The organism is Streptomyces sp. NPDC048192 (assembly GCF_043202415.1).
GTDB lineage: Bacteria > Actinomycetota > Actinomycetes > Streptomycetales > Streptomycetaceae > Streptomyces.
In genome coordinates, this window is record NZ_JBIDAL010000009.1 from 90013 (window position 1) to 104594 (window position 14582).

13 protein-coding genes are annotated in these 14582 nt (G+C 73.8%); 1 reads left to right on the forward strand and 12 read right to left on the reverse strand.

Going from position 1 to position 14582, the window contains the following annotated elements; genetic code table 11:
* Positions 1-165: 165 nt before the first annotated feature.
* The 4 genes from ACGFZN_RS20465 to fmt all read right to left on the reverse strand — a co-directional run bounded on the left by ACGFZN_RS20465 (position 166) and on the right by fmt (position 4573).
* Positions 166-1209: a sugar-binding transcriptional regulator gene (locus ACGFZN_RS20465; RefSeq protein ID WP_393859886.1), complete on the reverse strand. Its 1044-nt coding sequence runs from the start codon at positions 1207-1209 to the stop codon at positions 166-168.
* A gap of 90 nt (positions 1210-1299) precedes the next feature.
* Positions 1300-1983 (reverse strand): ribulose-phosphate 3-epimerase, encoded by a 684-nt coding sequence (gene rpe, locus ACGFZN_RS20470; protein ID WP_393859887.1) that lies wholly within the window; start codon positions 1981-1983, stop codon positions 1300-1302.
* 155 nt (positions 1984-2138) lie between these two features.
* Positions 2139-3560: an RsmB/NOP family class I SAM-dependent RNA methyltransferase gene (locus tag ACGFZN_RS20475; protein WP_393859888.1), complete on the reverse strand. Its 1422-nt coding sequence runs from the start codon at positions 3558-3560 to the stop codon at positions 2139-2141.
* Positions 3561-3640: 80 nt separating this feature from the next.
* Entirely contained in the window at positions 3641-4573 is a 933-nt protein-coding gene (gene fmt / locus ACGFZN_RS20480; RefSeq protein ID WP_393859889.1) for a methionyl-tRNA formyltransferase, read from the reverse strand.
* A gap of 239 nt (positions 4574-4812) precedes the next feature.
* On the opposite strand from fmt, the gene ACGFZN_RS20485 reads away from it, so the two are divergent.
* Complete coding sequence (locus tag ACGFZN_RS20485; protein ID WP_393859890.1) at positions 4813-5355, forward strand: hypothetical protein; 543 nt, start codon at positions 4813-4815, stop codon at positions 5353-5355.
* Between the two features lie 619 nt (positions 5356-5974).
* On the opposite strand, the gene ACGFZN_RS20490 is transcribed toward ACGFZN_RS20485, so the two are convergent.
* The 8 genes from ACGFZN_RS20490 to ACGFZN_RS20525 all read right to left on the reverse strand — a co-directional run bounded on the left by ACGFZN_RS20490 (position 5975) and on the right by ACGFZN_RS20525 (position 14516).
* On the reverse strand, positions 5975-8122 hold the full coding sequence (locus ACGFZN_RS20490) for a primosomal protein N' (RefSeq protein ID WP_393859891.1): 2148 nt from the start codon (positions 8120-8122) through the stop codon (positions 5975-5977).
* Between the two features lie 123 nt (positions 8123-8245).
* Positions 8246-9454 (reverse strand): methionine adenosyltransferase, encoded by a 1209-nt coding sequence (gene metK / locus ACGFZN_RS20495; RefSeq protein WP_393859892.1) that lies wholly within the window; start codon positions 9452-9454, stop codon positions 8246-8248.
* 241 nt (positions 9455-9695) lie between these two features.
* Complete coding sequence (gene coaBC, locus ACGFZN_RS20500) at positions 9696-10898, reverse strand: bifunctional phosphopantothenoylcysteine decarboxylase/phosphopantothenate--cysteine ligase CoaBC (protein ID WP_393859893.1); 1203 nt, start codon at positions 10896-10898, stop codon at positions 9696-9698.
* A gap of 91 nt (positions 10899-10989) precedes the next feature.
* Complete coding sequence (gene rpoZ / locus ACGFZN_RS20505; protein WP_003982715.1) at positions 10990-11262, reverse strand: DNA-directed RNA polymerase subunit omega; 273 nt, start codon at positions 11260-11262, stop codon at positions 10990-10992.
* A gap of 51 nt (positions 11263-11313) precedes the next feature.
* On the reverse strand, positions 11314-11871 hold the full coding sequence (gene gmk, locus ACGFZN_RS20510; RefSeq protein ID WP_393859894.1) for a guanylate kinase: 558 nt from the start codon (positions 11869-11871) through the stop codon (positions 11314-11316).
* Positions 11872-11943: 72 nt separating this feature from the next.
* Positions 11944-12267: an integration host factor gene (locus ACGFZN_RS20515; protein ID WP_003977346.1), complete on the reverse strand. Its 324-nt coding sequence runs from the start codon at positions 12265-12267 to the stop codon at positions 11944-11946.
* A 300-nt stretch (positions 12268-12567) separates the two neighbouring features.
* Complete coding sequence (pyrF, locus tag ACGFZN_RS20520; RefSeq protein WP_393859895.1) at positions 12568-13413, reverse strand: orotidine-5'-phosphate decarboxylase; 846 nt, start codon at positions 13411-13413, stop codon at positions 12568-12570.
* Positions 13410-14516 (reverse strand): quinone-dependent dihydroorotate dehydrogenase, encoded by a 1107-nt coding sequence (locus tag ACGFZN_RS20525; protein ID WP_393859896.1) that lies wholly within the window; start codon positions 14514-14516, stop codon positions 13410-13412. The genes pyrF and ACGFZN_RS20525 overlap by 4 nt, the downstream gene beginning before the upstream one ends.
* Positions 14517-14582: the final 66 nt, after the last annotated feature.

The window sequence follows — 14582 nt, forward strand, 5'->3', positions numbered from 1 at the left end:
TGCCTGCGGTGAGGCCGGGGACCGTCCGGCCGTGCGGGGCGCCAGGAGGGGCCGTCTGGGCGTGTGGAGGACGAACCGCGGCAACATGCGGACGATGCTGCCACGGCCGTCCCGCGCACACGGCGCCACGACCCGCCGGGGCTCGACCGGTCGCCGTGGTCCCCGTCAGTGGCCGTCGGGGTCCGCTCGGCTGAGGGCCGGCTTGGGGGTGGGGCCCGCCGTCATCAGGTAGTCGGCCGCCGACGTGTCCGTCACCAGGCTGGTGACCAGCCCGGAGCGCAGCACCGCGTCGATCGCGGCCGCCTTGCGCTGCCCGCCGGCGATCGCGACGACCTCAGGGATTCGGCGCAGCTGGTCGGCCTTGACCGTGATGCACCGCTCTCCCAGGTCCCGCCCGATCCGGCGCCCCTCGGCGTCGAAGAGGTGCGCGGCCATCTCCGCGGCGACGCCGAGCGAGGCGTAGTGCGCCCGCTCCTCGTCGCTGAGCATGTCGTGCACGGTCGAGATGCCCGGCTCCCAGGAGCCGATGGAGACGCAGGCGACGGTGACCTTGTCGAAGTACTCGTAGGCCCGCGCGATCCCGGTCTGGTTGCGCAGCGCCGCGGCGGTGGCGGCGTCCGGCAGCAGCATCGGCGCGTAGATGGGGTGGGCGTCGCCGCCCGACACCTGCGCCGCACGGCGCACGGCCTCGACCGAGCCGCGCTCCGAGGTCCCGGCGTCGTACACCCCCGTCAGCTGGACCACCGTGCACGGCGGCAGCCGGTCCAGCGCCGCCGCCATGTGGATCGTGGACCGGCCCCAGGCCAGCCCGAGCACGTCCCCCTCGTTGACGAGTTCGCCGAGCAGGTCGGCCGCGACCTCGCCGAGGTTCTCGGGGTCGGGGGTCTCCTCCGCGTCGGCCGGGGACTCGACCACGACGGCGTGCCGCAGGCCGTAGCGGGCGCGCAGCGCGTCGGAGCGCTCGGCGTCCAGCTCGGCCGGGACACGGATCTCGATGCGCACGAGATCCCGTTCGAGGGCCGTCTCCAGGACCCGGGCCACCTTGAAGCGGCTGACGCCGAACTCCTCCGCGATCTGGATCTTGGACTTGCCCTCGAGGTAGAAGCGGCGGGCCATGGCCGCCGCCTGCACCAGCTCAGCGGGTCCCATCCGCATGGCTGACCGGCCCGCCGACATACCCGACACGGCGATCTCCTCACTGCTGTTCACACTCTGGATTCGCCGTTCATCCTTGCAGATTCGGCGCTGCTGATCCGCCCTGTAGGGCGGCCTTCACTTAACCGTTCACGTAGCTGTGGCTCAGTGGTCGCATGCCCAGGACGCCTGGGCGGTGGCCGCCTCCGCCTGCGCGCGCAGTGCCCGGACCGCTTCCGCCGGGTCCTCGGCGCCGTAGACGGCCGAGCCGGCCACGAAGACGTCCGCCCCCGCCTCCGCGCACCGCTCGATCGTCGAGGCCGAGACGCCGCCGTCGACCTGGAGCCACAACTGCAGGCCGTGCTTGGCGATCAGCTCCCTGGTCCGGCGGATCTTGGGCAGCATGATGTCGAGGAACGCCTGGCCGCCGAAGCCGGGCTCGACCGTCATGATCAGCAGCATGTCGAGTTCCGGCAGCAGGTCCTCGAACGGCTCGATCGGCGTCGCCGGCTTGAGCGCCATGGAGGCGCGGGCGCCCTTGGCGCGGATCTCCCGGGCCAGCCGCACGGGAGCGGCGGCCGCCTCCACGTGGAAGGTGACGGAGGAGGCGCCCGCCTCGACGTACTGGGGCGCCCAGCGGTCGGGGTCCTCGATCATCAGATGGCAGTCCAGCGGGGTGTCCGTCGCTCGCGCCAGGGACTCCACGACCGGCACGCCGAGCGTGAGGTTCGGGACGAAGTGGTTGTCCATGACATCGACATGGAGCCAGTCGGCGCCTTGGACCGCCTTTGCCTCGTCCGCGAGGCGGGCGAAGTCGGCGGACAGGATGCTGGGGTTGATCTGGGCCATGACCCAAGCCTGCCATGCCGCTGCGCCGGGCTGTAACGGCGGTCCTGTGAGGTTGTGTTTTGTCTGCGGGCCGGTGGTGGGTTGCCCGCGCCCCGCGGCCGAGCCGGATATCGATACAGCCCCGCGCCCCCGGGTCGGCTGGTCCCAGCGGCGTCTCAAGCGGTTCTGCGGATCAGCGCCAGGTACATCGCGTCCGTGCCGTGGAGGTGGGGCCAGAGCTGTACGTCCGGGCCCTCGCCCAGCTCGGGTACGCCCGGCAGCAGCGGACGGGCGTCGATCAGCTCCGTGTCGGGGTGCTGCTTGAGGACGTCGGCGACGACCGCGCGGGTCTCGGCGAGGTGCGGGGAGCAGGTGGCGTAGCCGACGACTCCGCCGACGCGCACCGAGTCGAGGGCGGTGCGCAGGAGGGCGCGCTGGAGCGGCGCGAAGTTGTCCAGATCCTCGGGGCGGCGCCGCCAGCGGGCCTCGGGGCGCCGGCGCAGGGCGCCGAGTCCGGTGCACGGCACGTCCATGAGCACGCGGTCGAAGGTGCCGGGCCGCCACGGCGGCCGGGTACCGTCGGCGGCGATGACCTGGTACGGCCCCGGGTTGCCGGCCAGCGCCCTGGCGACCAGGCCCGCCCGGTGCGGCTGCTTCTCGGAGGCGAGCAGGGTGGCGCCGCGCTCGGCGGCGAGGGCGGCCAGCAGCGCGGCCTTGCCGCCGGGCCCCGCGCACCCGTCGAGCCACTTGGTGTCGGTCCCCTCGATCGGCGCGCCCGCGAGTGCGAGGGCGACCAGCTGGCTGCCCTCGTCCTGCACGCCGGCCCGCCCCTCGCGGACGGCCTCGACCGCGCCCGGCTCGCCGCCCTCGGCGAGCCGCACCGCGTACGGCGACCAGCGCCCCGGCACGGCGGCGTCCTCGCGCAGCAGTTCCTCGGCGGTGGCCCGGCCCGGCCGCGCCACCAGGGTCACCTCGGGCCGTTCGTTGTCGGCCTCCAGCAGCTCCTCGATGCCGGCGCGCCCGCCGCCGAGGGAGTCCCAGAGCGCGGAGACGACCCAGCGGGGATGCGAGTGCACGACCGCGAGGTGGTCCTCGGGGTCCTCGTCGTACGGCGGCGCGACCTTCTCCAGCCAGCCGTCGAGGTCGTCCCGGGCCACTTTGCGCAGGACGGCGTTGACGAACCTGGCGCGCCCGTCGCCGAGCACCACCCGCGCCAGCTCCACGGTGGCCGACACGGCGGCGTGCGCCGGGATCCGGGTGCCGAGCAGCTGGTGCACGCCGAGGCCGAGCACGTCGAGCACCGGCGGGTCGACCTCGCCGAGCGGCCGGTCGACGCACGCGGCGATCACCGCGTCGTACGTCCCCTGCCGCCGCAGCGTGCCGTACACCAGCTCGGTGGCGAGGGCGGCGTCCCGCGCGTCGAAGTCGCCCTTCTCGCGGGCCTTGCGCAGCAGCGGAGGCAGCACGAGGTTGGCGTAGGCGTCCCGCTCGTCGACCGCGCGCAGCGCCTCGAAGGCGAGGATGCGCACGGGGTCCTTCTGCGGACGGCGGTAGGGCTTGGCGGGCCTGCGGGGGCGCCGGGACTGCTGCTCGCTCACGAAAAAGGTGCTCCGGAGGTGAAGAAGGGGATGCGCCTCCCAGCGTACGTCGGCGCGTCCCCGCCTCCTGCCGCCGGGGCTCAGCCGCCGAGCGTCTCGCCCTCGCCGATGCGCACGCCGCGCGCCCAGTCGGCCGCGCGCATCGGCTTCTTGCCCTGGGCCTGCACCCACAGCAGCTCGACGGCGTACGAACCGGTGCCGACGTGCACGCTGTTCTTGCCGACGGCCGGCTGCCCGGGCGCGAGGTCGGTGCGCTCGGGCACCGGCGTGACCTGGATGAGCTTGAGCCGCTCGCCGCGGAAGGTGGTCCAGGCGCCGGGGGCCGGGGTGCAGCCGCGCACGACCCGGTCCACGCGCAGCGCGGGCGCGGCCCAGTCGACCTGGGCGTCCTCGACGGTGATCTTCGGCGCGACGGTGATGCCCTCGGCCGGCTGCGGCACGGCCTTCAGGGTGCCGTCCTCGATGCCGTCCATGGTCGCGGCGAGCAGTCCCGCGCCCGCGAAGGCGAGCCGGGTGAGCAGGTCGCCGCTGGTGTCGGTGGGCCGGATCTCCTCGGTCACGGTGCCGTAGACGGGGCCGGAGTCCAGCCCCTCCTCGATGAGGAACGTCGACGCCCCGGTGATCTCGTCGCCGGCCATGATGGCGTGCTGCACCGGCGCCGCCCCGCGCCAGGCGGGCAGCAGGGAGAAGTGCAGGTTGACCCAGCCGTGGGCGGGGACGTCGAGGGCGACGCGGGGCAGCAGGGCGCCGTAGGCGACGACCGGGCAGCAGTCCGGGGCGATCTCCCTGAGCCGCTCGAGGAACTCGGGGTCCCGCGGCTTGACCGGCTTCAGCACCTCGATCCCGGCCTCCTCCGCCCGCTCGGCCACGGGCGACGCGACCAGCCTGCGCCCGCGCCCGGCCGGCGCGTCGGGCCGCGTGACGACGGCGGCGACCTCGTGCCGCCCGGAGGCGATCAGAGCGTCCAGAGCGGGAACGGCGACCTCGGGGGTACCGGCGAAGACGAGCTTCATGGGCGGGATCGGGCCTCTCGGGCGGGGGTTGACCGGGCAGCGCACCAGTCTATGACCACGACGGGGACGGCCCTATGCCGACCGGCGGCGCGCACCGGACCGCACCGGCGTATGCATATGCCCGTACGCCCCCACCCCGTGACCAGCGGAGCGCCCACGCGTTGGTCAAGAGAGAGTTGACCACACAGGGCCGCTTTCTCGGCCCGATTCCTTTCAACGCCGGTTCGAGAGGCTTGTTCATGGCCGACCACGCAACCCACGACGCCCAGGCCCGGGCCAGCCTGCACTTGCTGGTGCGGGACATCGAGCGGGTCCGCCGGCAGGTGGACGCGCTGCGCACGCTCACCGCCCAGCTGGGCAACGTCTACCGCCCGCGCCGCTCCGGCCCCTCCACGGGCTTCGTCGTCTACGGACGCGCTCCCGCCCCGACGGTGCGCCTCGCCCAGGAGCTCCGGGACAGCGTCGAGACCCTCGTCACGGCGGCCGTGGACTTCGACCGCTCCCTCGGCTTCTCGTGGGACGCGGTGGGCTCGGCGCTCGGCGTCACCAAGCAGGCGGTGCACCGCCGTTACGGCGCACGCCGCGCCGCCGCCCAGGCGGCGGCCGAGGCCGAGCGGGCCACGGAGCCGTCCGGCACCCGCACGGTCGGCGCGAACACCGGCCTGCCGACCGTCCCGACGGTCCCCGCAGCCCGTTCCATGCCGACGCAGCCGACCGCGGGCAGCCAGTCCCTGCGCGACGACGCCCGCCCGACAGCCTTCCCCGGACCGCGCAACCCCTGACCCACGGCGCACCGCCCGCCGACGCCTTCCCTGCCCTCCCGGCCCCCGGGAGGGCAGACGTGCCTAGGACGCCGTCCTGGAGGGCCGGGCCCGCGCGCACAGAGGCGCGGGCGGCGGATCGGGGCCAGGTCCACACAAGCGGCCGGCCGGGGCCACGGACACGCGCGGGCGGCGGACCGGGGCCGGATGCGCGCAGGCCGCCTACCGAGCGGGGAGGACGCGCACGCGCGGCCGACCGGAGGCAGACGTACGCAAGAGGCCGACGGGGGGCAAACCTGGGCAGGGGCCGGACCGGCGGCAAACCGACGCAGGCGGCGGACCCAGGCCAGGCGTGCGCAGGCGGCCGACCGGGACCACGGACGCGCACGGGCGGCGGACCGGGGCCAGGCACGCACAGGCCGCCTACCGAGCGGGGAGCACACGCACGCAGGCGGCCGACCGGAGACAGACCTGCGCATGAGGCCGACCGGAGCCAGGCGTGCGCAGGCGTCGGCTACCGAGCGGCCAGGCGTGCGCAGGAGGGCCCAGCCGCCCCGACGCCCCCTGCTCGGCGCCCTCCGGTCGACGCCCCCGGCCAGCGCGCGACTGGCGCCGCGACCGGCAGCACGTCTGCCGCCCGTCAGCCGATGTCCGGGGGATCGATCCGCACCCGCACCGGCTCTCCGCTCCCCCGCGCCATCCGTGCGGCCTGTGCGGCCTTCAGAGCGGAGGCCAGCGCGGATCCGCTGCCCGGCGGGACCCGGATCAGCGCCCGGTCCCAGTGCTCACCCGGCGGCGGCGCTCCCGGTCTGCGGGACCCGCCGGGCGGCGCCGGTGGTATCGGCACTGGTCCCAACACCTCGGCGTCCGGCGGCAGTTCGACCGAGGCGAGGAACTCGGCGACGGCCGCGGGCGTCCCGGACACGGCCGCCATCCGCGACACGGGCGGGAAGCCCAGTTCGGCGCGTTCGGCCAGTTCGCGCACCGCGTGTCCGACGGGGTCCCAGCGCACCAGCGCCTGCACCGGCCGCAGGGTCGGCTCGGCCACCACGACCACCGTGCCGCCCTCGCTCTGCGGCCGCACCAGCGAGGCCGCCGCGATCCACCGGCGCAACGCGTCCTCGCCGGCCCGCAGGTCGGGCCGTACGAGCATGGCCCAGCCGTCCAGCAGGAGGGCCGCCGCGTATCCGCCCTCGGCGACCGGTTCGGCCCCCGGGGTGCTCACCACCAGCGCGGGCGTGCCCGGCACCGTGTCCAGCACGTGTTCCCGCCCCGAGGTGCGCACCGGGACGGCGGGGAAGGCCCGCCCCAGCTCCTCGGCCGTACGCCGGGCCCCCACGACCTGGGCACGCAGCCGGAATCCGCCGCACTCGGGGCAGTGCCAGCCGCTCTCCTCGCGTCCGCACCAGCCGCACCGCAGCACGCCCGCGTCCTGCCCCTGGAGCGGCCCGGAGCAGTGCCGGCAGCGGGCCGGAGCACGGCACTGGGCGCAGGCCAGGCGGGGTGCGTAACCGCGCCGGGGCACCTGGACCAGCACGGGCCCGTGCCGCAGCCCCTCGCGGGCCGTCTGCCAGGCCAGGGTGGGCAGCCGGGCGGCGCGGGCGGCCTCGTCGCGCGCGAGGTCGCCGTCCCCGACGGTGCGGACCAGGGGCGCGGCCCGGCGCACCTGGTCGCGGCCGGCGGCCAGCGGCCGGGCCCAGCCGCTGTCCACGAGCTGGGCGGCCTCCACGGTGCAGGCGAAGCCGCCGAGCAGGAAGGCGCACTTGTCCAGCGCGGCGCGCAGCAGCAGCACGTCGCGGGCGTGCGGCTGCGGGGCGTGCTGCTCGCTGTGGCTGTCGTCGCCGTCGTCCCAGATGGCGACGAGCCCCAGGTCCTGCACGGGCGCGAACATGGCGGCCCGGGTCCCGACCACGGCCCGTACGGAGCCCCGTCGAACGGCGAGCCACTGCGCGTACCGCTTCTCGGGCCCGGCGTCGGCGGTGAGCAGCGCGTGCCGGCCGGCGCCGAGCAGGCCGGTGAGCGCGGCGTCGACGCGCGCGGCGGCCCGCCCGTCCGGTACGACGACCAGGGCGCCGCGGCCGGAGGCGAGCGTGGCGGCGACGGCGCGGGCCAGTTCCTCGCTCCACAGGGGGCCCGGCAGCGCGTTCCAGACGGCCCTGGGAGCTTTGCCCGTGGCGAGGGCGTGGAGGAAGGCGGCGCCGTGCTCGTAGCGCCCCCAGGGGCCCGCCTCGGGGGCTTCGGGCGGGGGCAGTGGCGCGGGGGACGGCCGCTGCTCCGCTCGTGCGCTGCGGGGCGGCACGGCCAGTTGGAGGACGTCGGCGAGGCTTCCGGCGTAGCGGTCGGCGACGGCTCGCGCGAGGCCGAGCAGTTCCTCGCTCAGCACGCGCTCCGGGGAGACGACCTGGGCCAGTGCGGCCAGCGGCCCGCTGTAGTCGGATTCTGCGCGGCGCTCGACGAGGAAGCCGTCGATGAGCCCGCCGCCCTCGCGGCGCCCTTCGCGCACCCGGTGCCGCCCCGCGCCGAACCGCACCCGCACCCGCACGCCCGGCTGAGCGTCGGCGTCCAGCTCGGCGGGGACCGCGTAGTCGAAGTACCGGTCGAGGTGCAGCACGCCCTTGTCGACGAGCACCCGGGCGACGGGCAGCTCCTCGGCGAGCGCGGCCCCCCGCCAGGTACGCGGCTTCGCCCGCGGCGCCCGTGCCTTGCGCACGCTCTCCCGGATCAGCGCGAGCTGCTCCGGCGGCGCCCCGTCGGCCCCGCCGTCCCCCGGCTCGTTGTCGCTGCTCACCCTTGCATTCTTACCAAACGCCACCGACAACGGACTTTCACCGACGACCCGGTCCCGCGACAGACGCCAAGGCCCGGCCCCCGAGAAAGGGAACCGGGCCTCGGTGTGCGGGCTGGGCCGGGCTTACAGGCCCACTGCGGCGCGCAGGGCGTCCACGCGGTCCGTGCGCTCCCAGGTGAAGTCGGGCAGCTCGCGGCCGAAGTGGCCGTAGGCGGCCGTCTGGGCGTAGATGGGGCGGAGCAGGTCGAGGTCGCGGATGATCGCGGCCGGACGGAGGTCGAAGACCTGGTCGATCGCCTTCTCGATCTTCTCGGCGTCGACCTTGGCGGTGCCGAACGTCTCGACGAACAGGCCGACCGGCTCGGCCTTGCCGATCGCGTAGGCGACCTGGACCTCGCAGCGGGAGGCGAGGCCCGCGGCGACGACGTTCTTGGCGACCCAGCGCATCGCGTACGCCGCCGAGCGGTCCACCTTGGACGGGTCCTTGCCGGAGAAGGCGCCGCCGCCGTGGCGGGCCATGCCGCCGTACGTGTCGATGATGATCTTGCGGCCGGTCAGGCCGGCGTCGCCCATCGGGCCGCCGATCTCGAAACGGCCGGTCGGGTTGACCAGCAGGCGGTAGCCCTCGGTGTCGAGCTTGATGCCCTCGTCCAGCAGGGCCTTCAGCTCCGGCTCCACGACGAACTCGCGGATGTCGGGGGCGAGCAGCGACTCCAGGTCGATGTCGGAGGCGTGCTGGGAGGAGACGACCACCGTGTCGAGGCGGACGGCCTTGTCGCCGTCGTACTCGATGGTGACCTGCGTCTTGCCGTCCGGGCGCAGGTAGGGGATGGTGCCGTTCTTGCGCACGTCGGACAGCCGCTTGGACAGGCGGTGGGCCAGGAAGATCGGCAGCGGCATCAGGGTCGGCGTCTCGTCCGAGGCGTAGCCGAACATCAGGCCCTGGTCGCCGGCGCCCTGCCGGTCCAGCTCGTCGTCGTCGCCCTCGACCCGGGCCTCGTAGGCCGCGTCGACGCCCTGCGCGATGTCCGGGGACTGCGCGCCGATGGAGACCGACACACCGCAGGAGGCGCCGTCGAAGCCCTTCTTGGAGGAGTCGTAGCCGATCTCGAGGATCTTGCTGCGGACCAGGGTCGCGATGTCCGCGTAGGCCTTGGTCGTCACCTCGCCGGCCACATGCACCAGGCCAGTGGTGATCAGCGTCTCGACGGCGACCCGGGAGGTCGGGTCCTCGCGCAGAAGCGCGTCGAGAATGGTGTCGCTGATCTGGTCAGCGATCTTGTCGGGGTGACCCTCGGTCACGGACTCCGAGGTGAACAGGCGACGGGACACAACGCTCCCTGGGGTTGCAGCGGCTGCTGGCTGATCATTTGCGGTCGACGCACAGGGCTGCGCCCGGCGTCGGCCGTGAACAGTTTATCGGTCGCACTCGGCCGATGGGCCACCTGTCTCGCCTCTCGGGAGCGCTGTGACCTGCGGCACGGGCATTCTGCCCAATGCCGGGCGGCATTGGCCAGGCCCGCCACGCCCCGATTGCGCCTGTCGTGCACCTGCCGCCGGCGCCGGGCGCACCTCAGGTCAGGCGCTGTGCGACGAGGTCCCAGACGACGTCGGCGAGGGCTTCCTTGGGCCCGTGCGGCACCGGGGTCTCACTGCCGTCGGCGCCCAGCACCACCGCCTCGTTCTCCTCGGAGCCGAACGTCTTGCGCTCCCCGACCTCGTTGACCACGAGCAGGTCGCAGCCCTTGCGGGCGAGCTTGGCGCGTCCGTTGGCGAGGACGTCGTCGGTCTCGGCGGCGAACCCGACGACCACCTGGCCAGGACGGGCGCGCTCGGCGGAGATCTCCGCGAGGACGTCCGGGTTGCGCACGAGGACGACCGGCTCGGGGTCTTGGCCGTCCTTCTTCTTGATCTTGCCGGTGGCATAGGCCGCGGGGCGGAAGTCGGCGACGGCGGCGGCCATGACGACCGCGTCGGCGTCCGCCGCCGCCTTCAGGACGGCCTCGCGCAGCTGGACGGCCGTGCCGACCGGTACGACGTCCACGCCCGCCGGGTCGGGCAGCCCTGCGTTGGCGGCGATCAGGGTGACCCGGGCGCCCCGGGCGGCCGCGGTACGGGCGAGGGCGTAGCCCTGCTTGCCGGAGGAGCGGTTGCCGAGGAAGCGCACCGGGTCGAGGGGCTCGCGGGTCCCGCCGGCCGAGACGACGACGTGCCGCCCCTTCAGGTCGGGCTCGGTGACGCCCCGGGCCAGCACCCGGCGGCAGACCTCGAAGATCTCCACCGGGTCGGGCAGCCGGCCCTTCCCGGTGTCGACGCCGGTGAGCCGGCCGACGGCGGGCTCGATGACGACGGCGCCGCGGCGGCGCAGCGTGGCCACGTTCTCCTGGGTGGCCGGGTGCTCCCACATCTCGGTGTGCATGGCGGGCGCGAAGACGACCGGGCAGCGGGCGGTGAGCAGGGTGTTGGTCAGCAGGTCGTCGGCGAGGCCGTGGGCGGCCTTGGCGAGCATGTCGGCGGTGGCGGGCGCGACCACGACCAGGTCGGCGTGCTGGCCGATGCGGACGTGCGGGACCTCGTGGACGTCGTCCCAGACGTCCGTCGCCACGGGGTTGCCGGACAGAGCGGACCAGGTGGCGGCGCCGACGAAGTGCAGCGCGGAGGCGGTGGGCACGACGCGCACGTCATGGCCGGACTCCGTGAACCTGCGCAGCAGCTCACAGGCCTTGTAGGCGGCGATGCCGCCGCTGACCCCCAGAACGACCTTCGGCTTGTCCACGCTCACTCCCCGGACTCGGAATCCTGCACACCCCATGACACACCACAGGCCCGGCGGTCGCGCCGCCGGGCCTGTCTGCGAGAACGAACGGTTACTGCGCCGGGCCCTCGACGGCCTCGGAGGTCAGCAGGCCGGCGTTGATCTCACGCAGGGCGATCGACAGCGGCTTCTCGTGGACGTGGGTGTCGACGAGGGGACCGACGTACTCGAGCAGGCCCTCGCCGAGCTGCGAGTAGTACGCGTTGATCTGGCGGGCCCGCTTGGCCGCGTAGATCACGAGGCTGTACTTCGAGTCGGTGGCCTCAAGCAACTCGTCGATCGGCGGGTTGATGATGCCCTCGGGCGCGGTGATGGAAGAGGACACACTCTACCTTCCGATGGATGGGAAAAGATCATTCATGACCACGCAACGTGATCACACGACATCCATCAAGGCTAGCAGCTCGCGCGCCACGTCCTCGACGGAGGTGTTGACCAGGGTGGTGTCGAACTCCGGCTCGGCCGCCAGCTCGGTCCTGGCCGCCTCCAGGCGGCGCTCGATGACCTCGGGCGGCTCGGTCCCCCGGCCGGTCAGCCTGCGCACCAGCTCCTCCCAGGAGGGCGGAGCCAGGAACACCAGCTGGGCGTCCCCCATGGACTCCCGCACCTGGCGGGCGCCCTGGAGGTCGATCTCCAGGAGGACGGGCTCCCCCTTCTCCAGCCGCTCCTGCACGGCCGCGCGGGGCGTGCCGTAGCGGTTGCCGGCGAACTCGGCCCACTCCAGCAGCTCGCCGTTGGCGATCAGCTTGTCCATCTCGTCGTCGGTGACGAAGAAGTAGTGGACTCCGTGCTGCTCGCCGGGGCGGGGCTTGCGGGTGGTGGCCGACACCGAGAGCCAGACCTCGGGGTGTTCCTTGCGCATATGGGCGACGACCGTGCTCTTGCCGACCCCCGAGGGGCCGGAGAGCACGGTCAGCCGCGGACGTTCACTCATGCAGCGATTATTCCAGCAATCCCGGTGTGCCCGGGACTCCCGGTTCGACTCCCCCTGCGCGGGGAGGCGGGCTCAGGAGCCGGTGCTGCCGAACTCACGCTCCAGGGAAGCGATCTGGTTGGAACCGAGACCGCGCACGCGGCGGCTCTCGGAGATGCCCAGACGCTCCATGATCTGCTTGGCGCGGACCTTGCCCACGCCCGGCAGCGACTCGAGCAGTGCGGAGACCTTCATCTTGCCGATGACGTCGTTCTCCTGGCCCTGCTTGATGACCTCGTGCAGGGAGGCGCCGGAGTGCTTGAGTCGATTCTTGACCTCGGCCCGCTCCCGGCGAGCCGCGGCGGCCTTTTCGAGCGCGGCTGCGCGCTGTTCGGGGGTAAGGGGCGGAAGAGCCACGCCTACGTCACCTCGGATGTCGAACTGTCGGATACGGACCGGTGAGGAACCTAGTCGCCCCACACCTGGGGAGCTACGAGCAACACGCTTCGCCCGTTCTCCCCCACTACCTCATGGGTGTGGGGGTGTCCCCACAGCTCGGAGACTAGCGGTCAAGGCCGCCAGAGTCAGCGAGAACAGCGGAAAAGTCCTGGTCAGCCTCCGCCAGGCCGGACATTTCCGACATTCTGCCCCCGATTTGAGGATGTATTCACACTCAAGTCGCCGCGAGAGAGCTCACCCGAGCGCTCCCCGGTGGTCTCAGGCACCGGAAACGGCCGCCCGGACCTCCTCGGCGAAGCGCTCCGCGGCCGCGCGCAGCGCCCCGGCGTCGGGACCGTGCCGCAGCACACCCCGGCTGACGTTCGGCACGACGTTGCGCACCGCCGCCCCGAACACCTTCGGAAGGTCGGCCGCCGTGGCGCCCTGCGCGCCGACGCCGGGCGCGAGGAGCGGACCGTTGATCGCGAGGTCGTACGACGACAGGTCGCCGACCGTGGCGCCGACCACGGCGCCGAAGGAGCCCAGCGGCTCCTCCCCGGCGTTCTCGGCGGCCAGGTGGGCCAGCATGGTCGCGCCCACGGTCCGGCCGTCCGAGCGGACCGCGTGCTGCACCTCCGGGCCCTCCGGGTTGGAGGTCAGCGCCAGCACGAACAGCCCGGCGCCGCTCTCCCGGGCCAGCGCCACCGCCGGGCTGAGCGAGCCGTAGCCGAGGTACGGCGAGACGGTCAGGGCGTCGGAGAACAGCGGGGCGTCCTTGTGCAGGTAGGCCTCGGCGTACCCGGCCATGGTCGAGCCGATGTCGCCGCGCTTGGCGTCCGTCACGACGAGGGCGCCGGCCGCGCGGGCCTCCCGGACGACCTTCTCCAGCACGGCGACCCCGCGCGAGCCGAACCGCTCGAAGAAGGCGCTCTGCGGCTTGATCACGGCGACCCGGCCGGCGACGGCCTCGACGACCGTGCGGCTGAACCGCTCCAGGCCGGCCACGTCGTCGTCCAGGCCCCACTCGGCGAGCAGGGAGGCGTGCGGGTCGATGCCGACGCACAGCGGGCCGCGCTCGTCCATGGCGCGGCGCAGCCGGGCGCCGAAGGGCTCCATCGGGCTCATGCGGGCTTCCTCACGTCGGCGCCGACCGCGTCGGCGAGGGTGGCGTAGGGGCTGGTGCGCAGGCGGGCGGCGAGGCCCTTGTGGATGGCGCGGGACCAGAAGGGGCCCTCGTAGACGAAGGCGCTGTAGCCCTGGACCAGCGTGGCGCCGGCCAGGATGCGCTGCCAGGCGTCCTCGGCGGTCTCGATGCCGCCGACGCCCACCAGGGTGATCCGGTCGCCCACGCGCGCGTACAGGCGGCGCAGGACCTCCAGGGAGCGCGCCTTGAGCGGGGCGCCGGACAGGCCGCCGGTCTCCTTCACCAGCGCGGGCGCGGACGTCAGGCCGAGCCCCTCGCGGGCGATGGTGGTGTTGGTGGCGATGATGCCGTCCAGGCCCAGCTCCACCGCCAGGTCGGCGACGGCGTCGACGTCCTCGTCGGCGAGGTCGGGGGCGATCTTCACCAGCAGCGGGACGCGCCGGTTCGCGACCGTGCGGTCGGCGGCCTCGCGGACGGCGGTCAGCAGCGGGCGCAGCGCCTCGGTGGCCTGGAGGTTGCGCAGGCCGGGGGTGTTCGGCGAGGAGACGTTGACGACCAGGTAGTCCGCGTACGGCGCGAGGCGCTCGGCCGACTTCACGTAGTCGGCGACGGCCTCCGCCTCCGGGACGACCTTGGTCTTGCCGATGTTGACGCCGACGACCGTCCTGAAGACGGGCTCGCGGGTCGCGAGGCGGGCCGCGACGGCCAGCGAGCCGTCGTTGTTGAAGCCCATGCGGTTGATCAGCGCACGGTCCGCGACGAGGCGGAACAGCCGCTTCTTCGGGTTGCCCGGCTGCGGCTCGCCGGTGACCGTGCCGATCTCCACATGGTCGAAGCCGAGCATCGACATGCCGTCGACGGCGACGGCGTTCTTGTCGAAGCCGGCGGCCAGCCCGAAGGGGCCGTGCATCCGCAGCCCGAAGGCCTCCGTGCGCAGCTCCTTGTAGCGGGGCGCGAGGGCGGCGGCGAGGAAGGTGCGCAGCACGGGGACGCGGACGGCGAGGCGGATCCAGCGGAAGGCGAGGTGGTGGGCCTTCTCGGGGTCCATCCGGGTGAACACCAGACGGAAGAACAGCTTGTACATCTCGGAAAGTCCTCAGTAGTCCTCATGAAGAGGGGGACACCGTTTCCGGTGTCCCCCTCGGGGCCG

Coding starts and splice junctions, on each gene's coding strand:
- pyrF (WP_393859895.1), bottom strand. CDS start 13,413: ATGAGCCCGATGGAGCCCTTCGGCGCCCGGCTGCGCCGCGCCATGGAC.
- ACGFZN_RS20525 (WP_393859896.1), bottom strand. CDS start 14,516: ATGTACAAGCTGTTCTTCCGTCTGGTGTTCACCCGGATGGACCCCGAG.
- ACGFZN_RS20485 (WP_393859890.1), top strand. CDS start 4,813: ATGGCCGACCACGCAACCCACGACGCCCAGGCCCGGGCCAGCCTGCAC.
- gmk (WP_393859894.1), bottom strand. CDS start 11,871: ATGAGTGAACGTCCGCGGCTGACCGTGCTCTCCGGCCCCTCGGGGGTC.
- rpe (WP_393859887.1), bottom strand. CDS start 1,983: ATGGCCCAGATCAACCCCAGCATCCTGTCCGCCGACTTCGCCCGCCTC.
- fmt (WP_393859889.1), bottom strand. CDS start 4,573: ATGAAGCTCGTCTTCGCCGGTACCCCCGAGGTCGCCGTTCCCGCTCTG.